Source organism: Tenacibaculum holothuriorum (assembly GCF_002120225.1).
Taxonomy (GTDB): Bacteria; Bacteroidota; Bacteroidia; order Flavobacteriales; family Flavobacteriaceae; genus Polaribacter; species Polaribacter holothuriorum.
In genome coordinates, this window is sequence record NZ_LAPZ01000001.1 from 330,367 (window position 1) to 352,004 (window position 21,638).

General features: G+C 31.0%; 17 protein-coding genes. 4 read left to right on the top strand and 13 right to left on the bottom strand.

Annotated features, from left to right (window positions below; genetic code table 11):
- Positions 1–45: 45 nt before the first annotated feature.
- A complete protein-coding gene (gene lon, locus WH52_RS01645) occupies positions 46–2,520 on the bottom strand; it encodes an endopeptidase La (RefSeq protein WP_086029175.1) in 2,475 nt (824 codons plus the stop codon).
- Positions 2,521–2,712: 192 nt separating this feature from the next.
- Here lon and WH52_RS01650 point away from each other — a divergent pair, with 192 nt between their 5' ends.
- Entirely contained in the window at positions 2,713–3,402 is a 690-nt protein-coding gene (locus WH52_RS01650) for a tetratricopeptide repeat protein (protein ID WP_086029176.1), read from the top strand.
- Positions 3,402–3,932 carry a YfiT family bacillithiol transferase gene (locus WH52_RS01655; protein WP_233131495.1) on the top strand — a complete coding sequence of 177 codons (531 nt, stop codon included), beginning with the start codon at positions 3,402–3,404 and terminating at the stop codon, positions 3,930–3,932. Before WH52_RS01650 ends, WH52_RS01655 begins: the two co-directional genes overlap by 1 nt.
- Here the strand turns inward: WH52_RS01655 and WH52_RS01660 are convergent, their stop codons facing one another.
- From WH52_RS01660 to pheT, 4 genes are read right to left on the bottom strand one after another with little or no spacing between them, the layout of a single operon-like run.
- Positions 3,933–4,367 (bottom strand): LysM peptidoglycan-binding domain-containing protein, encoded by a 435-nt coding sequence (locus WH52_RS01660; protein ID WP_086029178.1) that lies wholly within the window; start codon positions 4,365–4,367, stop codon positions 3,933–3,935. It lies immediately after the preceding gene.
- A gap of 33 nt (positions 4,368–4,400) precedes the next feature.
- Positions 4,401–5,015 (bottom strand): LysE family translocator, encoded by a 615-nt coding sequence (locus WH52_RS01665; protein WP_086029179.1) that lies wholly within the window; start codon positions 5,013–5,015, stop codon positions 4,401–4,403.
- Between the two features lie 3 nt (positions 5,016–5,018).
- Positions 5,019–6,053 carry a quinone-dependent dihydroorotate dehydrogenase gene (locus WH52_RS01670; protein ID WP_086029180.1) on the bottom strand — a complete coding sequence of 345 codons (1,035 nt, stop codon included), beginning with the start codon at positions 6,051–6,053 and terminating at the stop codon, positions 5,019–5,021.
- 49 nt (positions 6,054–6,102) lie between these two features.
- A complete protein-coding gene (gene pheT / locus WH52_RS01675) occupies positions 6,103–8,529 on the bottom strand; it encodes a phenylalanine--tRNA ligase subunit beta (RefSeq protein WP_086029181.1) in 2,427 nt (808 codons plus the stop codon).
- Positions 8,530–8,700: 171 nt separating this feature from the next.
- On the opposite strand from pheT, the gene WH52_RS15000 reads away from it, so the two are divergent.
- The gene (locus WH52_RS15000) at positions 8,701–11,553 is read left to right on the top strand and encodes an endonuclease (RefSeq protein ID WP_086029182.1); all 2,853 of its coding nucleotides are present in this window, start codon (positions 8,701–8,703) and stop codon (positions 11,551–11,553) included.
- Between the two features lie 414 nt (positions 11,554–11,967).
- Here WH52_RS15000 and WH52_RS01685 read toward each other — a convergent pair whose 3' ends face one another.
- From WH52_RS01685 to rpsF, 4 genes are all read right to left on the bottom strand, one after another.
- The gene (locus tag WH52_RS01685; protein WP_198938350.1) at positions 11,968–15,198 is read right to left on the bottom strand and encodes a TonB-dependent receptor; all 3,231 of its coding nucleotides are present in this window, start codon (positions 15,196–15,198) and stop codon (positions 11,968–11,970) included.
- A gap of 108 nt (positions 15,199–15,306) precedes the next feature.
- Complete coding sequence (gene rplI, locus WH52_RS01690) at positions 15,307–15,756, bottom strand: 50S ribosomal protein L9 (protein ID WP_086029184.1); 450 nt, start codon at positions 15,754–15,756, stop codon at positions 15,307–15,309.
- Positions 15,757–15,770: 14 nt separating this feature from the next.
- Positions 15,771–16,067: a 30S ribosomal protein S18 gene (gene rpsR, locus WH52_RS01695; RefSeq protein WP_086029185.1), complete on the bottom strand. Its 297-nt coding sequence runs from the start codon at positions 16,065–16,067 to the stop codon at positions 15,771–15,773.
- A 3-nt stretch (positions 16,068–16,070) separates the two neighbouring features.
- Positions 16,071–16,412, bottom strand: coding sequence for a 30S ribosomal protein S6 (gene rpsF, locus WH52_RS01700; protein ID WP_086029186.1), 342 nt, complete (start codon positions 16,410–16,412; stop codon positions 16,071–16,073).
- Between the two features lie 113 nt (positions 16,413–16,525).
- On the opposite strand from rpsF, the gene WH52_RS01705 reads away from it, so the two are divergent.
- Positions 16,526–17,422, top strand: a complete 897-nt coding sequence (locus WH52_RS01705; protein ID WP_086029187.1) for a sterol desaturase family protein — start codon at positions 16,526–16,528, stop codon at positions 17,420–17,422.
- Positions 17,423–17,483: 61 nt separating this feature from the next.
- Here the strand turns inward: WH52_RS01705 and WH52_RS01710 are convergent, their stop codons facing one another.
- The 4 genes from WH52_RS01710 to mqo form a co-directional block, all read right to left on the bottom strand.
- A complete protein-coding gene (locus WH52_RS01710; RefSeq protein WP_198938352.1) occupies positions 17,484–18,548 on the bottom strand; it encodes a coiled-coil domain-containing protein in 1,065 nt (354 codons plus the stop codon).
- 52 nt (positions 18,549–18,600) lie between these two features.
- Positions 18,601–19,389 (bottom strand): hypothetical protein, encoded by a 789-nt coding sequence (locus WH52_RS01715; protein WP_143592014.1) that lies wholly within the window; start codon positions 19,387–19,389, stop codon positions 18,601–18,603.
- Positions 19,367–19,924 (bottom strand): RNA polymerase sigma factor, encoded by a 558-nt coding sequence (locus tag WH52_RS01720; protein ID WP_086029190.1) that lies wholly within the window; start codon positions 19,922–19,924, stop codon positions 19,367–19,369. Before WH52_RS01720 ends, WH52_RS01715 begins: the two co-directional genes overlap by 23 nt.
- A gap of 238 nt (positions 19,925–20,162) precedes the next feature.
- On the bottom strand, positions 20,163–21,635 hold the full coding sequence (mqo, locus tag WH52_RS01725; protein WP_086029191.1) for a malate dehydrogenase (quinone): 1,473 nt from the start codon (positions 21,633–21,635) through the stop codon (positions 20,163–20,165).
- Positions 21,636–21,638 lie beyond the last annotated feature (3 nt).

A 21,638-nucleotide genomic window follows, 5' to 3' on the forward strand; every position in this document is an offset into this window, starting at 1 on the left:
TTGAATAGAAAAAGAGGTTATCAATATTGATAACCTCTTTTATTATTAAGCTAATTTCTTAGCGTTTTTTACTTTTTGTTTGGTGAGTGCAATTTCAATTACTTCACTCATCTCAGTTACATAGTGGAATTTTACCCCCTTCAAATAACTTTGTTTTATTTCTTCTATATCCTTTCTATTATCAGCACATAAAATAATTTCTTTAATATTAGCTCTTTTTGCTGCTAATATTTTTTCTTTAATACCACCAACTGGTAATACTTTTCCTCGTAAAGTAATTTCACCAGTCATGGCTATTTTATTCTTTACTTTACGTTGAGTAAATACCGAAACCAAAGAAGTTAACATCGTAATACCAGCACTTGGTCCATCTTTTGGTGTTGCTCCTTCTGGCACGTGAATATGAACATCATACTTATCTAATAGCTCTGGTTTAATTCCAAACTCTTCTGCATTTGCTTTGATGTATTTCATTGCAATTGTTGAAGATTCTTTCATTACTGTTCCTAAATTACCTGTAATTGATAATCCTCCTTTTCCTTTAGATAAAATTGATTCTATAAATAAAATATCTCCTCCAACACTTGTCCATGCTAAACCTGTAACAACACCAGCCGTATCGTTATTTTCATATTTATCACGTTCTAAACGAGCAGGTCCTAAAATAGTTTCAATATCTTCATTGGTTAATGTAACGTTGTACTCCTCCTCCATCGCGATAGATTTTGCAGCATAACGAACTACTTTAGCTACTTGTTTTTCTAAAGTTCTTACTCCAGATTCGCGAGTATATCCTTCAACAATTTTTTCTATTTGAGCTTTTCCTAATTTTAAATGATCATCATTTAAACCATGCTCTTTCAATTGCTTTGGCAACAAATACTTTTTAGCAATTTCAACCTTTTCTTCAATCGTATATCCTGTAACATTAATAATTTCCATACGATCACGTAATGCCCATGGAATTTGATTAATATTATTTGCAGTAGCTATAAATAATACTTTAGAAAGATCGTAACCAACTTCTAAATAGTTATCGTAGAACTCAGTATTTTGCTCAGGATCTAAAACTTCTAACATTGCTGAAGAAGGATCTCCTTGATGACTCTGACTTAATTTATCAATTTCATCTAATACAAATACAGGGTTTGAAGTTCCTGCTTTTTTAATATTCTGAATTAAACGCCCTGGCATTGCTCCAATATACGTTTTACGATGCCCACGAATTTCTGCTTCATCACGTAAACCTCCTAACGACATACGAACATATTTACGACCTAAAGCTTCTGCAACCGACTTTCCTAAAGAAGTTTTACCAACTCCTGGAGGTCCGTATAAACAAATAATTGGCGATTTCATATCTCCACGTAGCTTTAACACAGCTAAATGTTCTATGATACGCTCTTTTACTTTTTCAAGTCCGAAATGATCTCTATCTAAAATTTTCTGAGCTTTCTTTAAATCAAACTTATCTTGAGAATATTCTCCCCAAGGTAATTCTAACATCAACTCTAAATAATTACGTTGTACACCGTATTCTGCCATTTGAGGATTCATTCGTTTTAAACGACTTAACTCCTTTTCAAATGTTTGTGCAACTTCTTTATTCCACTTTTTATCTTTAGCCTTAGTACGCATTTCTTCTAACTCTTGGTCATGAGAAACACCTCCTAATTCTTCTTGAATGGTTTTTAATTGCTGATGTAAATAATATTCGCGTTGCTGTTTATCTAAATCAGATCGTGTTTTAGATTGAATATCATTACGTAATTGTAATTTTTGAAGCTCTTTATCTAAATTTTTAAGTGTTAATAAAGCACGCTCTTTTAAATTATCTTTTTCTAATAATACTTGTTTTTGAGCAACACTCAAATCCATATTAGAAGAAATAAAGTTTACCAAAAATGAGTCTGATTGAATGTTTTTAATCGCAAAAGAAGCTTCTGAAGGTAACATCGGGTTTTCTTTAATTACCTCTAATGCTAAATCTTTAATCGATTCTATAATAGCATCAAACTCCTTTTTATCATCTATATCACGTTCTTCAATTGCTTCAGTAACTTTTGCCTTTAAATAAGGTTCTTCTTGAATAATCTCCTGAATTTCAAAACGTTTTTTACCTTGAATAATAACAGTGGTATTTCCATCTGGCATTTTTAACACTCGTAAAATCTGAGCGACTACTCCTGTAGTGTGAATATCATCAATTCCAGGATTTTCGGTATCACTATTTCTTTGTGCTACTACTCCAACAACTTTATCTCCGCTATTGGCATCTTTTATTAGCTGAATAGATTTATCTCTACCAGCCGTAATTGGAATTACAACACCAGGAAATAAAACGGTATTTCTTAAAGGTAAAATAGGAAGCTCACTAGGAATTTCTTCCTTATTCATGTTTTCTTCATCTTCAGGAGTTAATAAAGGAATTAACTCTGAGTTTTCGTTAAAAACGTCTTGAAGCGACAAATTGTCTAAATGTATAATTTTTGATTTACTCATATCTCTTATATCTGTCATACTGACATTTAAAAAGAATTCTTATGAAGCCTTTTAAAACATCTTAATTACCTAAATAACTAGTTAACACTATATTTGTTGGTAATTGTATTACTTTTTCATCTAAATTAGTCAATTCTTATGCCAAGGTTTATCAAATTTAGTGTAACTATTTTCTAATTAGGTCGTCGTATAAGTACAAACTAACAAACTATGAAAGCTAAATACATTTTATCTACACTAGCCATTGTATTTTTACTACTTAATTGTACGTCTAAAAAGAATTCAGCAGACTTCATTAATAAAACTTCAGGAAGGTATTTTTTTAATGCTGATGAAATTATTGAGGTATTTTACGAAAATGACGAATTAAAATTAAAATGGAGAAAACAAACACTAACTCCTTTAAAAGTAAATGACAGTACTTTTTATGTTAGAGAATTGAATGAAAAACTCATTTTTTCTCCTTCAAAAGATTTGATAAAACTTGCAAAAAAAAGAGAGCATAAAGACAAAAAGTTTGTTTTTAAAAAACTTAGAGAAGGTGAAAAAACTCCAAGTGAATATTTAGCTGAAGGCAATTTTGAAATGGCTTTAAAAGGATATAAAACCATTAAAGCTCAAGATAGTTTAAGTCCTGTAATCCGTCAGCGTAGTTTAAACAGATTAGGATATCATTATTTAAGTAATGACGAGTATGATAAAGCCATAGATGTATTTAAAATAAATATTGAATTATACCCAAAAAGTTCGAATACTTACGATAGTACGGGTGATGCTTATCTAAAAAAGAAAGATACAGCTACTGCTATTGAATATTATAAAAAAGCCTTAGCAATTAATCCAGAAAACAGAAGCTCTAGAAGAGCAATTAAAAGATTAACAAAGAAAAAGGAAGAATAGTGAACGATTTAAGATATCCTATTGGAAAACCTGATATTCCTAACGAAATTACTACTGAAGTAATTGATAAATGGATTTTAACTCTAGCCGAATTTCCTACTAAACTAGAAGTTCTTGTTCAAAACTTAACTCAAGATCAACTAGATACTCCATATAGAAATGGTGGTTGGACAATAAGACAAGTAATACATCATTGTGCCGATAGTCACCATAATTCATACACTCGCTTTAAATGGACTTTAACAGAAGACAAACCTATTATCAAAGCATATTACGAAGATCGTTGGGCAGAATTGTTTGATTCAAAATCAGCACCAATTCAATTTTCAATAAATAGTTTAAAAGCACTTCACGCTAAATGGGTATACTTTTTACAAGGATTGAATGAAGAGGATTTAAATTCAATTTTTATTCATCCGGATGGAAATGAAGAAGTTTCCTTAAAAGAAAATATAGGTATTTATGCGTGGCATTGTAATCATCATTACGCACATATAGAACATCTATTAATCCGTAAAAACTGGATGTAATTAATGGTCATGTTCATCATGCTTTAAGATTTTTATATTTCCATTGAGAAATTCTTTTTTCTCATCCATTGTATGTGCATAACCTATAATTATCTCTTTACCAACAGCTAAAGTTTTTAATTCTTCATCACTATTTAAAAGGTATAAAACATCAACCTTTAAATCGTATTTTTTAGCAATAGATGTAACTGTTTCTCCTTTCTTTACAACATGTGTTATGGTTGGATCAAAGATTTCATCATCGTCATCATCTTCAAAAACAAGGTCTACTTTTTTAGCTTTGGGCTTTTCTCTAGTTATTTTACCTGTTGTTAAATTTATATATGCTGGTTTTCCTTTTAAAGATATTAAACTCCATCCTTTAGGAAGTTTTAAACCTTGAGAAAATATCAACGAGCAATTAAACAATAAAAAAAGTAGTAGCAGTTTTTTCATAGTATTGTGAAGGGTTAAGTTTGGTCGTTTGGTTTATATTAATATTAAGGCAGCAATACCTATAAAAACAATAATTTGTGCCCATTTAAGATAAACTCCTATTTGAGCGTTTTGCTTTATATATGTTGAAATTGAGCCTGCTAATAAAGCTATAGTTGAAAATATTATAAAAGATGTTAGTATAAACAACCCTCCCAAAACATAAAACTGAACCACATTTGAAATACTATCTGAAAATAAAAATTGAGGAAAAAAGGCTAAAAAGAAAATAGTAACTTTTGGATTTAAAACATTCATCCAAAAACCTGTTTTGAATAATTGCAAAGTTGATTTCTTCTCTACTCCCTCAGTTGAAAAAGCAATTTTAGCATCGCTTTTATATACTTGAAAAGCCAGATATAATAAATACCCAGCTCCTAATAATTTAATTACAAAAAATAAACTCGGATTTTGTTTAATGATTTCTGAAACGCCAAATGCTACCAGAGTTGTATGAATAATACAACCTGTCATTAAACCAGCAACCGTAGCTAAACCGTACTTTTTTCCATTTACAATACTTTGAGTAAGCACAAAAATATTGTCTGGCCCTGGTGAAATTGCTAACGTAGCAGTTGCCAAGACAAATGAAAAAAGGGTTTCTAGCATGGTTTAGTTTTCTGCTAAAATAGCTTTATTGATTCTTTTTACCAAACTCGGACCTTCATAAATAAATCCTGTGTAAATTTGAACTAAATCGGCACCTGCATTTAACTTTTCTAAAGCATCTTTTTCTGAGTGAATACCTCCTACTCCAATTATTGGAAATGCTTTGTTAGAATTATCTGCTAAATACTTTATCACTCTTGTGCTTCTTTCTTTTACAGGTTGCCCGCTTAAACCACCATTACCAATTTCTTGTAATCGTTTTTCTGAAGCTTTTAAACCTTCTCTATTAATAGAAGTGTTAGAAGCAATTACACCGTCAATTTTAGTTTCTGCTACTAATTCTATAATCTCATCTAATTGTTGGTTATTTAAATCGGGAGCTATTTTTAATAAAATAGGCTTTTGTTTCGCTTCTTGATTATTCAATTTTTGAACTTCGGTTATTAATTCTTTTAAATAATCTGCATCTTCTAATTTTGCATGGCTACTTACATTTGGGCAACTTACATTCAACACAAAATAATCTACATACGGATGTAAACCTTTAAAACACGTTACATAATCTTCGGTATAGTTTTCAGGCTTTGTTAACGTGTTTTTTCCAATATTTCCTCCAATAATTAACTTTCCTTTATTCTTCTTTAATTGTTCAATAGCAGCCTCAAGTCCTTCATTATTGAATCCCATTCTATTAATAATTCCTTTGTCATCTTTTAAACGGAATAATCTTTTCTTCGGATTACCTACTTGTCCTTTTGGTGTTACCGTTCCTATTTCAATAAAACCAAAACCAAAATCAGCTAATTCATTATACAGCACTGCATTTTTATCGAAACCAGCTGCTAAACCTACTGGATTTTTAAATGTTAATCCAAATAAGTTTCGTTCTAATCGTTTATCATTTACTTGATACATTCCTCTAAAAACAGAAGATATCAACGGAATTTTTGATAAAAACTTAACTAATGAAAATGTGAAGTGATGGATCTTCTCTGGATCAAACAAAAAGAAAATTGGGCGAATAAATAACTTGTACATAATTAATTATCAAATATAAAAAAAGCCCCAATAAATTGGAGCTTCTGAATTATCTTAAAACAGCATCTAAATTCTTCTCGAATGTTTGCTGTAATTTTTGCATTATTTTATCAATCTGCTTATCAGCTAAAGTTTTGTTTTCGTCTTGTAAAACGAAACTAACCGCATAAGACTTTTTACCTTCTGGCAATTTATCTCCTTCATAAACATCAAATAAATCTACTTCTTTTAATAGCTTTCTTTCTGATTGAAATGCTAAATTGTAAATTTCTTTAAACTCAACTTTATTATCTAACAACAAAGCTAAATCACGCTTAACAGCTGGAAATTTTGGTAAATCAGTTACTTTAATTTTCTTTTTACCAACTAAACCTAAAATATTTTGCCAGTTAAAATCAGCGAATAATACTTCTTGTTTAATAGAGAATTCTTTTAAAATTACTCTTTTAACTACTCCAAATTCTACTAATTTAGTTTTACCCAAACTCAATACAATTCCTTCAGAATAAACATCAGATTTTATTGGAGATGTTTTTACGTTAGCAATTCCTAAACGCTCTAAAACTCCTGTAATAATTCCTTTCATATAAAAGAAATCTGAAGTTTGAGTTTCTACTTTCCAACTATCTTTAACTCTATTTCCAGTAACAAATAAGGTTAAGTGCTTATCTTCTTGATATCCACTTTCGTATTTATGATAGGTTTTACCAAACTCATAAAACTTTAACGCATTGTTCTTTCTATTAATGTTATAAGCAACACTTTCTAACCCACTAAATAAAAGTGATTGACGCATTACTTTCAAATCGTTACTTAACGGATTTAACATTTCAACATTATGCTCATCCTTTAAATTTTCTGATAATGCTACATAATCAGCTTTTGTTAAAGAATTTGCCATAGTTTCATTAAAACCTAACGACGTTAATTGATTCGCAACGATGTTTTCTACTTTAACTTCAATATCACTATCAAAAGAAATTGATGTGTTTAGTTTATGAGAGAACTCTATATTATTATATCCGTAAACACGTAAAATTTCTTCAATAATATCAGCTTCTCTTTGAACATCAACCCTGTAAGATGGAATAGTTAACCCTAATCCCCCAGCAGTTTCACTGTTGATTTTAATTTCTAAAGATGCTAAAATATTTTTAATCGTTTCTTTTGGAATTTCTTGACCAATTAAACGATAGGCATTATCGTATGATAAGAATACTTGGAAATCTTCAACTTTTTCTGGGTAGAAATCCAAAATATCTGAAGATAATTTTCCTCCAGCATACTCTTCAATTAATAAAGCTGCACGTTTTAAAGCATATTTAGTTAAATTGATATCAATTCCTCTTTCAAAACGGAAAGAAGCATCAGTATTTAACGCATGTCTTTTTGCAGTTTTACGTACAGAAACTGGGTTAAAGTATGCACTTTCTAAAAAGATTGTGTTTGTATGTTCTGTAACTCCTGAGTTTAATCCTCCGAAAACTCCACCAATGCATAATGGATTATCATCGGCGTCACAAATCATAATATCTTCAGAAGATAATTCTCTTTCAACTTCATCTAAGGTTGTAAACTTAGTTCCTTCTTCTAAAGTTTTAACTACAACTTTATTTCCTCTAATTTTAGATGCATCAAAAGCGTGTAATGGTTGCCCCAATTCATGTAAAACATAGTTTGTTATATCTACAATATTATTTTTAGGTGCTAAACCAATCGCTTTTAATTTATTTTGAATCCATTCTGGAGATTCTTTAACCTCTACATCAGTAATTGTAATTCCACAATAACGAGGTACTAATTCACTATTATCAATTTCAATATCAACTTTATGAGTTCGTTCATCTACATGGAAATCAGATACCGATGGAGAAATCAATTCTAAATTCGTTCCTTGTTGAATTAAACCAGCACGTAAATCTCGAGCAACACCAAAATGACTCATTGCATCGGCACGGTTTGGAGTTAAACCAATTTCAAAAACGTAATCAGTTTCTATATTAAATACTTCTGAACAAGGAGTACCAGGAACTAAACTTTCTTCTAAAACCATAATTCCGTCATGACCTTTACCTAAACCTAACTCGTCTTCGGCACAAATCATTCCATGGCTTTCTTCTCCTCTTATTTTTCCTTTTTTGATTTTAAATCCTTCTCCCTTATCATCATATAACATAGTACCAATAGTAGCAACAGGCACTTTTTGACCAGCAGCTACATTAGGAGCACCACAAACTATTTGAACTGGTGCTTCACCACCTAAGTTCACAGTAGTAACTCTAAGTTTATCTGCGTTAGGATGTTTTTCACAAGTTAACACCTCACCTACTACAACACCTTGTAAACTACCTTTAATACTTTCTACTTTTTCAATCCCTTCTACTTCAAGGCCTAAATCAGTAAGAAGCTCACCAGTTTTTTCTGCTTCCCAATCAATTTGTAAAAACTGTCTTAACCAGTTATATGATATTTTCATATTAATTCTTTGAATTAGCCCGCAAATTTAAGGAAAATCCAGCTAATAAATTCAAATGTTAACGTCTTGTTTATAACTTATTGTGTGTTAACAATTTGATAACATTAACATAACGTTAACAAATGTTAAAAAGCTGTTAATTTGGCGCGTCAAAATCATAAATATTATTCAATGAGAAAACTATTACCCCTTCTTGGGTTGTTACTATCCGTAACAATCTACTCACAAGTTCCATCATACTATAATGATGTAAACATTAACCTTACCGGAACAGCATTAAAAGATGCTTTAGCTACTAAAATTATTAGTTCTCACACTACTTATATTTCATATACCCCAGGTGTATGGGAAGCTTTGAAACAGTGTGATATTAGTCCTACAGATCCAACAAAAGTTGTATTAATTTATGGTTGGAATGATTCAGATTCTGATATTACTAATGATAGAACTAGAGGAAAAGATAATCACGGATCTGGTTCTGGTGTATGGAATAGAGAGCATGTATACTCAAAATCTCTAGGAAATCCTAATTTAGGAACTACTGGTGTTGGTGCAGATGCTCATAACTTACGTCCTTGTGACGCGCAACGTAATTCATCTCGTAGTAATCGTAAATTTGCTGCAGGTAGTGGTACACAATCTTATATTACCTCTGAAGGTCACTGGTATCCTGGTGATGAATGGAAAGGAGATGTTGCTCGTATGATGATGTATATGTACTTACATTATGGTAACCAAACATTGCCAAAAAATGTAGCTGTTGGTACAGTAAATAGTAACGATTCTAATATGATTGATTTATTATTAGAATGGAATGCTGCCGATCCTGTTTCCGATTTGGAAAAACAACGTAACCCTGTATTACAAAACATTCAAGGAAATCGTAATCCATTTATTGATAATCCTGCTTTTGCTACTAAAATTTGGGGAGGACCACAAGCAGAAGACAGATTTGGAAACACAGGAGGTGGAGATACTCAAGCCCCTACAGCTCCAGGAAGTTTAACTGCTTCAAACATTACTCAAAACACAGTTGATTTAGCATGGTCTGCTTCAACAGATAACACTGGAGTAACTGGTTACGATATCTATAATGGTTCTACTAAACTTACATCCACTACAAATACTAATACAACTGTTACTGGTTTAACTGCAGGTACATCTTATACTTTTACAGTAAAAGCAAAAGATGCAGCTGGTAATGTATCTTCTGCAAGTAATATTGTAAATGTTACTACTTCAGGAGCACCTTCGAACGGTACTGCTACTGAATTATTAATTTCTGAATATGTAGAAGGTTCTTCATACAATAAAGCTATTGAGATTGCTAACTTTACAGGAAGTACTGTAGATTTATCTGGTTACTCAATTAAAAAAGCTACAAATGGTGGTGGATCTTGGTCTAACACGTTAACATTAAGTGGTCAATTACAAAACGGAAAAGTATATGTAATTGCTCATAGTAGTGCTTCTACAACTGTTAAAAATAAAGCTCAGTTAACTAACAGTAGTGTTATGAACTTTAACGGTAACGATGCTATCGCTTTATTTAAAGGTAATACTTTAATTGATTTAGTAGGAAATCAAAATAGTAGTGCTAACTTCGGACAAGATGTTACTTTACAAAGAAAGTCGTCTATTAAGTCTCCTAATGTAGCATACACAACTGCAGAATGGAATACTTTAGCTAAAGATACTTTCTCTGGTTTAGGAGATCATACTATAGATGGAGGAACTCCTATTGATACGCAAGCACCAACTGCCCCTGGTAGTTTAATAGTATCTAACGTTACTGAAACTACTGCCGATTTAGCTTGGACAGCTTCTACCGACAATACCGCTGTAACTGGATATGATGTTTACCAAGGTAGTACTAAAATAGCTACAGTTACTGCAACAAATTATAATGTAACTGGTTTAACTGCTGCTACTAATTATACATTCTCTGTAAAAGCAAAAGATGCTGCTGGTAACGAATCTGCTGCTAGTAATACTGTAGGTGTAACAACAAAAACTCCTGCTGATACACAAGCACCGACTGCACCTAGTAGTTTAACAGTTTCTAATGTTACGCAAACTACTACTGACTTAGCCTGGACAGCTTCTACTGATAATACTGCTGTAACTGGATATGATGTTTACCAAGGTAGTACTAAAATAGCTACAGTTACTGCAACAAGTTATAATGTAACTGGTTTAACTGCTGCTACTAATTATACGTTCTCTGTAAAAGCAAAAGATGCTGCAGGTAATGAATCTACTGCTAGCAATACTGTAGGGGTAACAACTAAATCTGTTACTTTAAACTACTGTACTTCTAAAGGAAATAATGTTAATTATGAATATATTGACAATGTAGCAATTGGCGGAATATCTAACAGTACAACAGCTAATGGAGGTTATGGAGACTTCACTTCACAAGTTGGTAATTTATCTGTAGGAAATAACACTATTATTGTAAGTGCTGGTTTTGCTAGTTCTTCATATACTGAATATTGGAGAGTTTGGATTGACTTTAACCAAAACGGAACTTTCGAAAGCTCTGAACAAGTAGTTAGTGGATCTTCTTCTAGCGCTGGAAACTTATCGTACACTTTTGCTGTACCATCAACTGCAAAAATGGGTAACACAAGAATGCGTGTATCTATGAAGTGGAACGGAGCTCCTACAGCATGTGAAACATTTTCTTATGGAGAGGTTGAAGATTATACTGTAAATATTAGTAACACTGCAGCTAGAACATCATTTGACATTACTTCTTTTGATGTAGAAGGTGAATTAGGAAATGAAGCTCCTGTATTTAGTGCAGATGTTTATCCTAACCCAACAACAAATTTCATCAACATTAAAATGGCTGATGATAGATATGCAGAATATAAATTAGTTAACATGATTGGTCAAGTTGTAGAACAAGGAGAAGTTACTAGAGCTAGTATCAATGTTAGTAATTTACAATCTGGAATGTATATCTTAGAAGTTAATGACGGAACACGTTCATTCACTAAGAAAGTACTTAAGAAATAATCAAACTTTACTTAATCCTTTAAAGCTCCGGAGTAATTATTACTTCGGAGTTTTTGTTTTTATAAAGTTTAAAAGATTGATTTCAAATGAAAATTAATACATCAATTTTATCAATAATTAAGATAAAACTAGAAGGAAAAAATAAGTAAAAGTATATAAAACAAAAACTCTGGCTTAGAGCCAGAGTTTTAATTAAAATATAACCAACCCCTCAAAGATTATATTTTAAGATTTAATAAAGTCCCCTATTCTTTATTAACTATACAAATATCATAATTTTAGCTAAAAAATCATAGAGGTATTTTCCCCTATATAAAAAGTTAAATCATTTATTTACAAACAAATAATACAATTAAATTAAAAAAGCATCTCAAAAATGAGATGCTTTTTTAATAACTTATTTCTTCTATGATTTTAAAAAATATAGCGTAAACCTAATTGCATTTGCCAACGAGAATTTAAACTTGTATCATAAACAAATGTTTCTTTTAAATCTGGATTAAAAGAATAGGTTGGTTCCTTACTATAATCAGGAACATAATTAGCAGGGTTCGTATTAGCAGGATTTGCATCTGGAAATCTTACACTAACAGGTTGTACATTTCCTACTTGTTGTACCACTCCCCAATCAGAATTAATTAAATTCCCTACATTTAAAATATCTAAACTTAACTGAATAGTATTTTGTTTATTTTCTGAAACATTAAAATTAAAATCTTGTAATATTTTTAAATCCCATCTTCCTCTCCAAGGAGCTAAAGCTGCATAACGTTCAGCAAACTGACCTCTTCTAGAACTTAAGTATTCATCTTGTTGAATATATTGTTCAAAAGCAGCAGCTTGAGCTGGAGTTGCAAAGTTCATTTGTGATAACTCAGTAGCTGTAGGGATATATAGTAAATCATTTAAACTAGATCCGTCATTATTAATATCTCCTCCATAAGTATAATTAAACCTTCCTCCTTTTGCATATTCGAAAAAGGTAGAAATTGTAGTTGCAAACCTACCTGAACCATAATTAAACTTTTTAGAAGCTACACCTAAAACTCTATGTGTATCACCATACTTAGAATATGACAAAACATCGTTATTTACATTTCCAACTACTGGATTGAACGCAAAAGCATCACCTGTAATTTCTGCTTCAATTGAGTTAACATCTTTAGAGTTTAAGTAGTTATAAGCAATGTTTGCATAAATACCATTAGAAAAGTTTTTCTCTAATTTTAAAGTAGCATTAAATGTTCTTCCTTTATCAGAATTAGTAAATACATAAGCGTTGTTTCCTTTATTAGCATTATCATAAATAATTCTATTTCCACTACCATTTCCTTGTAAAGTAGCTGTTGGAGGTCTTAATCCCCAATTTTGAACATGAGCTCCATTAATATCTTTGGTATAAGCTATGTCTCCAGAAAGTATATAACCACTTTCAAACTTATAATCTGCTCCAATATTCGTTCTCCATACTTGTGGAAATTTAAAATCAGGATCTACCATTTGATAGAAAAATACATTTGGATTTGCTATTTGGTTTCCTAACCAAACGAAAGGTAAACGTCCTGTAAATACTCCTGTACCTCCACGAACCTGTAATTTCTTTTCTCCTTTAACATCCCAATTAAATCCAAACCTTGGTGAAACTAACCATTGATTTGTTGGCATTTTTCTATTATCTAACTTTACTGTTTCTCCTGTATTTGGGTTATAATAATCAATACTTGGTACAAAACAACATGCATTATCAATTACTTCTTGGGCTTTTTCAGCTGTATTAAAGAATAATGGTTTATCAAAACGAACTCCATAGGTTAATTTTAAATTGTCATTTACTTCCCATTCGTCTTGTACATAAAAAGCTAATTGTCCAACATTAGTTTCTGCTAAAGCCCATCCTCCTGGATTACCAGTTCCATTAGCGTTTAAACTATTGTGCGCACTAATTGCTCCATTAAATTGAGCTTGAAAATCAGCTACTAAAGCGGCTTCAGCAGTTGAATTTCCTACTGTGTTTCTGAAATCAGCAATACTTCCTGTAGGGAAAAATACTCCTCTAGCACCGTAAACACCTAAGTTAAATGAGTTATCAAATTCAAACTTTTCAAAAGAAAATCCTACTGTAAAAGTATGATCTCCTTTAAAGAAATTCATATTATTTGTTAATTGAAATACTTTTTGATCTAATTTATTATTAACTGAAAATGGCTCATGACCAGCAATAATATAATTAGAACCGCCTGTTGGATCTAAAATTGAAATAGAAGGCGCTGGTGATGATAACGCATTTCTAAAATCATCGAAATGTGTATAACCAATTTGTAACTTATTAGTAGTTTCTTCGTTAAATGTAGAATTCACTTCTAATAAAAATGAATTGATGTTGTTATTAATTTCATATCCTGCATTTTCAAACTGTAATGTTGTTGCACTAGGTCCTCTAAATCCTAACGCAGTTGGATGTGCAGGCTTTTCTTTTGAAGCTCTTAAGAAGTTGTAAATTAAAGCTAAACGGTGTTTTTTATTAATATTCCAATCTAACTTAAAAATTCCTTTGGTAGATTTAGAATCATATGTAAATCCTCTATAAGCTCCTGGATTATAAAAAATATCATTTCCGTTATCCTCATTACCAATAACTACTTGAGATAATATGTTTTGAACTAATTGTAAGTCAGATTCTAATACTCTCGATTCATTGATTGAACCTGAGCCAGTATTTGGTATCCATCCATTTGAACCTAAGTCTGTACGATCATCTTTTTCAAAATTTGCGAAAAAGAAAAGTTTGTCTTTAACAATTGGTCCTCCTAAACTAACACCATATTGACTTTGATTTAATTTTGGTTTTACTACGCTTTGTCCTTTCACACTACCACCTGTCATATCTTGATTTCTATAAAAACCATAAACAGTTCCTTTAAATTCATTCGTTCCACTTTTGGTTACAGCATCTACAGAAGCTCCTGTAAAGCCTGATAAAGTAACATCATACGGTGCTACTGAAACTGATATTTGTTCGATAGCATCTAATGAAATTGGTTGAGAATCTGTTTGCCCTCCTGGTGTTGCAGCATCTAATCCGAATGGATTATTAAAAATTGATCCATCTAAAGAAAAGTTGTTAAACTGATCGTTACGTCCACCAAAAGATCCTCCACTTGCTGAAGGCTCTAAACGTGTAAAATCTGAAGCTGAACGAGAAATTGTTGGTAATGTTTTTAATTGTTGCGCACTAACACTTGTTTGTGCACCGGTTCTATCATTATTAAATACTTTACTTTTCGATACAGAAATAACAACTTCTTCTAGTTGTTCTCCATCTTCTGAAAGTTTACCATTAATATTAGTCGTTTTTCCTAGCGTTAAGAATATATTATTTATCTCCTGAGATTTAAATCCTACAAAACTAAAAGTTACTTTATAAGGTCCTCCTACTCTTAAATTCGGTATAGTATACTTTCCATTTCCTTGAGTTACAGAACCCGAAACCGTACCTGTAGGTACATGTAAAACCACTACGTTAGCTCCTGGCAATGGTTCACCTAAATTGTCTACAACAGTTCCCTTTATTTTTGAAGTTGTAACCTGTGCTATTAGGTTTCCTCCTAAAATCAAAAACAAAGAGAGTATTAAAAGTTTTTTCATAATTATGTTTTTGGTTAGTTAAATATTTCCCTCTCTAAATTTACACAATAAAAAAACCCACTCAATTGAGTGGGTTTTTGTTTTATTAACAAGTTAGTTAACAGAATATTACTTTTCTGCAACAACTTCAAATACGATGTCAGCTACAACTGTTCTATGTAAACGTACAGCTGCATTGTATTTACCTAATCTTTTTACGTTACCTCCAGTAACTTTGATAAATTTCTTATCGATTTCTGTACCAGCTTTAGCTAAAGCTTCAGCAACGTTAATGTTGTTTACAGATCCGAATAACTTATCTCCTGAACCTACTTTAGAAGCAATCTTTAACTCATAACCTTTAACAGTTTCAGCTAACTTAGTAGCATCTTCTATTAATTTAGCTTCTTTATAAGCACGTTGTTTTAAGTTTTCAGCTAATACTTTCTTTGCAGAAGAAGTAGCTAAAATTGCAAATCCTTGTGGGATTAAGTAGTTACGACCATAACCATTCTTAACAGTTACGATATCATCTTTAAAACCTAAGTTTTCTACGTCTTGTTTTAATATCAATTCCATAATCGTACTGTTTATTATTTTAACATATCACCAACGTATGGCATTAAAGCTAAGTGACGTGCTCTTTTAATAGCTTGAGCCACTTTACGTTGATATTTTAAAGAAGTTCCTGTTAAACGACGAGGTAAAATTTTACCTTGCTCGTTTACTAAATACATTAAAAAGTCAGCATCTTTATAGTCGATGTACTTAATACCGTTTTTCTTAAAACGACAGTATTTAGCTTCTTTCTTAGTTTCGATATCTAAAGGAGTTAAGTATCTTACTTCTCCTTGTTTTCCTCCTTTTGCTTGTTGATCAATAGATGCCATTTCTTACTTTTTTTCAGATTTAACACGATTTCTTCTCTTCTCAGCCCAAGCAGCAGCGTGCTTGTCTAACTTTACAGTTAAGTAACGCATAATGCTATCGTCACGTCTAAACTCTAATTCAAACGGTGCAATTGCATCTCCAGCTACTTTGTACTCGAATAAGTGATAAAATCCACTTTTTTTCTTCTCAATTGGATACGCTAATTTCTTTAAGCCCCAATTTTCTTTGTGAATCATTTCGGCACCCTTACTAGTCAATAAGTCCTCAAACTTTTGTACTGTCTCCTTTATCTGAGCTTCAGATAAAACGGGATTCAAAATGAAAACAGTTTCGTAATGATTCATAATTAATTATTTAAAAATTTAATTTTAAGCGTGCAAATATACTGATTATAGATTAATAACTACTATAAACTTTATTATTTTTTTGGTATGTTTGTTACTATTAACCTTTAATTATGCAAATACCCGAATTACCCAATTTAATACATTATGCAATTCCTTTTTTTGTACTAACAGTTATTATAGAAGTTATACTGACTGTTAAAGTAAAAATGGAAGATTATGAGTATAAAGATGCTTTAACGTCCATAACTATGGGACTAGGAAATGTTTTTATTGGTTTATTTGCTAAAGGGATTATTCTTGCTTTTTTTATTTTTCTGTATCAATTTCGAGTTTTTACACTACCTTTTGCTTGGTGGACTTGGATTCTCTTACTTTTTGCTGAGGATTTTTGTTACTATTGGAATCATAGAATTGCACACGAAAGTAGATTATTTTGGGCGAGCCATGTTGTGCATCATTCTTCACAAAAGTATAATTTAGCTACAGCTTTAAGACAAACATGGTCTGGAAGTTTTTATACATTCATTTTTTGGGCTCTTCTCCCACTTTTAGGCTTTCATCCAATAATGATTGTAATGCAAATGAGTATTTCTTTATTATATCAATACTGGATTCATACCGAATTAATAAATAAACTTCCTCGTTGGTTTGAGGCTATTTTTAATACTCCAAGCCATCATAGAGTACATCATGCAACGAATCCACAGTATTTAGATAGAAACCATGCTGGAATTTTTATTATTTGGGATAAACTCTTTGGCACTTTTGAACCTGAAGTAGAGAAACCTGTGTATGGTTTGGTTAAAAATATTGATACTTATAATCCTATTAAAGTAGCTTTTTTAGAATGGTATTATATGCTTTCTGATGTTCTAAAAAGTAAAACTTCATTAAGAAAACGATTATTATACTTAATAAAACCACCTGGTTGGAGACATGATGGAACTGGAAAATTATCTACAGATTTACGTGCCGAATGGGAACAAAATAAAAAAGGAGAAAGTTAACTTTCTCCTTTTTTATACTCTTTTTGATGAGATTCCGAAATAAATTCAGAATGACAAAAATTTAATTTATATCAAAACGTAATCCTAATGAAATATTTCTAACGTTTGTATTTTTAAATAATGGATTTAAATCATATTTAGCATATAATCCGTAACCTTGGTAAGCAAAATAAGCACTTAATCCGTAGTTAATTGTATTGGTATTAAAACTGTTCTTTTGCACTTCTTCTACTTTAACACCTTGAGCATTTACATATTCTAAATACTGACGTGTTCCTAATTTAAATCCGAAGAAACCACCAACTCCAAAACGGACTCCTTTATGAGTTCTATCTACTACTTCTCCATCTGAATATTTTTTGTTCTTAGAAAAGTCAAATTCTAAATGCATAGGAAAGGTCATTTGTACATGTCTTAATCTACTTTCTGATAATGAATTTGGATTCACAACTAAATCAGTCTGATTACCGTTAACAACATGATATTTATTATTCTCAGCTCTTAAGTTATTCCATAAAAACGATACTCCATATTTAAAATATGTTTTAGATGGTTCTTTAGAAAAACGAGTTTTAAAGGTAAACCCTAATTCATAAAAATGCGATTGCCAAAACTTGTAATCAGAATTATTTAATGAGTTAAAACTGTTATCTACTAAAACATTGTTGACACCTAAAGCAAAAACAAACTGCGTAGTAGTTCTTTTGTTCTTTCTCCTTCTCTTTTTTCTCTTATCACCTTCTAATAATCGCAAACGAAATGTTTCTCCTCCAATAGTAAATACATTATCATCAAAATCTTCTTCATAACTAGCTATTTTTCCGTCAGTTTTATCTTGAACTAATTGCTGAAGCTTAAGTTCTTCGACACCTACTAATTGTTCAATTCGAGTTGCATGATAAGTTGCTGCTTCTTTTTTTAATTTATCTGCTTCTTGTTGAGTAATTCTACTTTCATCTAATTTAACATTAATTTCTTTTACTTTTTGCTTTAAAGAATCTTTTTGTTGCTGTGTAATCTTATCTATTTTTTTAGATATTTTACTTACTTCTTTCTCAAAGTATTTTTCTTGAGATTGGACAATAGTTGTGCTTAACAACACTAATAGTATTAGTATTCTTTTCATAATAAATTTGTTTTAATTGTAAGTTATTTTGCTTTAGGAATAAGTTTGGTACTTATTTATTTCGGTCGGCTATTGCAAGAGCAATATCTGAAATTTTGAGTTTTAGTTTTTGCATAAAATCTCCCTTAAATTCATCGTTTTCTATAGAGCGCTCTACATCTGCTAAAATGGTTTCTGGGTTTACTTTTAAATTAGATAATCGTAATTGTTTTTTTATAGTATCTAAAACATCTTCTCTATTAAGTTTTAGCTTTGCGTAATACGTTTTTACCTCTTCCGGAGAATGAGTAACAGCATATAATAAATCATTACTATTTACTTGTATTCTCTTCTTTTTCTTAAATACAGGAAGTTCATCTTTTACTATTGGATTTACTTGTTTGTTTTTTGTTTTAGCTATAATTACTTCATCTTTTTTAGCAGTGTTAATTGGCAATGTATTTTCAACTAGTTTTATTTTTTTTCGAATTATTGGTTTTATTTCCTTTGAAGCTATCATTGTTTTTTCTTCTTCTACTTTTAAAGGTTCGATATCTTCAATCATTTCAATCTTATCTTCGATAATTTCTGTTTCTTTTGGAGCTTCAACCAATATTTCTTTTTGAGGAATAATTTCTTCAGTATTATTTGATTTCTGAAAAATAAAAACACTTAGTAATAGCAATATACTTGCGGCAACAGCAATTATTTTATAATTATAACCGCTTTTTGTGTTTTCTTGAGATTCATTTAAAGAATTTTCTAAACGTTCCCAAGCTGATGGTGACGCTTGTAAATTTCTATTTTCAAATTTCTCTTTTATTAATTTATCTATCTTATTATCTTCCATCACTAACTTCATTCATCTTAATATAATTCGTTTGCAACCATTTACGTGCTTTAAATAATTGCGATTTAGAGGTACTCTCAGAAATATTTAATTTCTTAGCAATTTCTGAATGTTTGTAACCTTCTATAGCATATAGGTTAAATACTATTTTATATCCTTCTGGGAGTTTATCTATCAACTTTTGAATATCTTCTACCGATGTATTTTCCATATTTTCAATAGCGGCATCAGAAAAAATATATTCTTCATCAGTTAATTGAATTGGTTTTTTCTTTTTTAAATAAGTAATGCAAGTATTTACCATAATTCTTCTTACCCAACCTTCAAAACTTCCTTCATTTTTAAACGTATGAATATGGGTAAACACTTTTAAGAAACCCGAAAGCATTAACTCTTCTGCATGATGTAAATCTTTTACATATTGTCTACAAACACCTAACATTTTAGGAGAAAACTGTTCAAATAATTCTTTTTGAGCTTCTCTATTTTGTTTCGCTGCTTTTTTTATTAAAGTAGCTTGAGATGTATGTAGTGAAATAATTTTCAACCTATTCGATACGTTTTTTGTGTCTTACAAATATAAAGACAAGGTATTTACAAAAAAGGTTGCCTGGAAGTAAAAAAAAGAACCTCCGACTTTGCAAAATCAAGTCGGAGGCTCAAACATCACACTTAGATGATATTTCAGGGGTACCTATTAGCATTAAGCTATTATGCCTCTGAATATATACACACAAAAATAATGATGTTTTTCAGTTTACTTTACAGGAAAAACACTAGATATCTTACAATTTTAGCGTCTTTTTAGACTTTTTTAATTGTTTTTTGAAATTTTCTTCTGTAATAGTATTCTTGTAAAATGGTACTATTTTTTCTAATTTTTCTTTAGCTTCATTACTGTTTATTATCTCTGGAAAAGCTTTTTCTAAAACCTCTAACATTATTGAAGTTGCAGTAGACGCACCTGGTGATGCTCCTAATAAACAGGTTATACTTCCGTCTTTAGATGAAATAACTTCAGTACCAAACTGAAGTTTTCCTCCCTCAAATTCATCTTTTTTAATAATTTGTACTCGCTGACCTGCTACTAACAATTCCCAATCTTCTGCTTTTGCATTTTTCATGAACTTTCTTAAAACTTCCATTCTATCGGAATGATCCATTAAAACTTGTTCAATTAAATATTTGGTTAGAGGAAGATTGTGCCAAAAAGCCCCAAACATTGCTGGTAAATTATCTGTTTTAATAGAATTTACTAAATCTAAATACGACCCTTCTTTTAAAAATTTAGGACTAAAACCTGCAAACGGACCAAAAAGTAATTCTCTTTTACCGTTAATATAGCGAGTATCTAAATGTGGAGTAGACATTGGCGGATCTCCAATTCCTGCTTTGCTATATACTTTAGCATTGTGTTGTTTAATAATTTCTTCATTCTTACAAACCAACCATTCTCCACTTACAGGAAAACCTCCATAACCTTCTTTTTCTAGAATCTCTACTTTTTGTAACAATAAAAGACTTCCTCCACCTGCTCCAATAAAAACATGCTTTGCTTCTAAATTATGAGTAGCATTTGTTTTAGTATTCTTAACTTCAACTGTCCATTCTTCAGCATCTGGATCAATATCTTCAACTTCCATATTACAGTAAACAGGAGTATTGTATTCTTTCTCTAAAACCGTAAAAAGTTTTTTAGTAAGTACTCCGTAATTTACTTCGGTTCCTCTATCCATTCTTGAAGCTGCCATAATCTCATCTTCCTCTCTTTCATTCATAATTAGAGGAAACCATTCGTTCATTTTTGATTGTTCTCTTGTAAATTCGATAGAATCAAACATAAAATGATTTTTAAAAGCTTTGTATCTTTTCTCTAGATAGTCAGAATTTTCTTTTCCCGTTACCCAACTGTGATGTTTTACTGGATTTACAAATTCTTCTGGATTATCAATTAAACTATTCTCTACCAGATAACTCCAAAACTGTTTAGAAGTTTCGAATTGTGTACAAATTTTAATTGCTTTTTCTATAGAGATTGAACCATCTTCTTTTTCTGGACAATAATTCAACTCACACAATGCCGAATGACCTGTCCCTGCATTATTCCATGCAGCAGAACTTTCTTTTGCGACTTCGTCTAATCGTTCTAAAATCAGAACTTTTAAATTCGGATTAAGGAGTTTAGCTAACAATACTAAATTGGCACTCATTATTCCTCCTCCTACACAGATTAAGTCGTATTCTTTCTCGAAATTCATAAA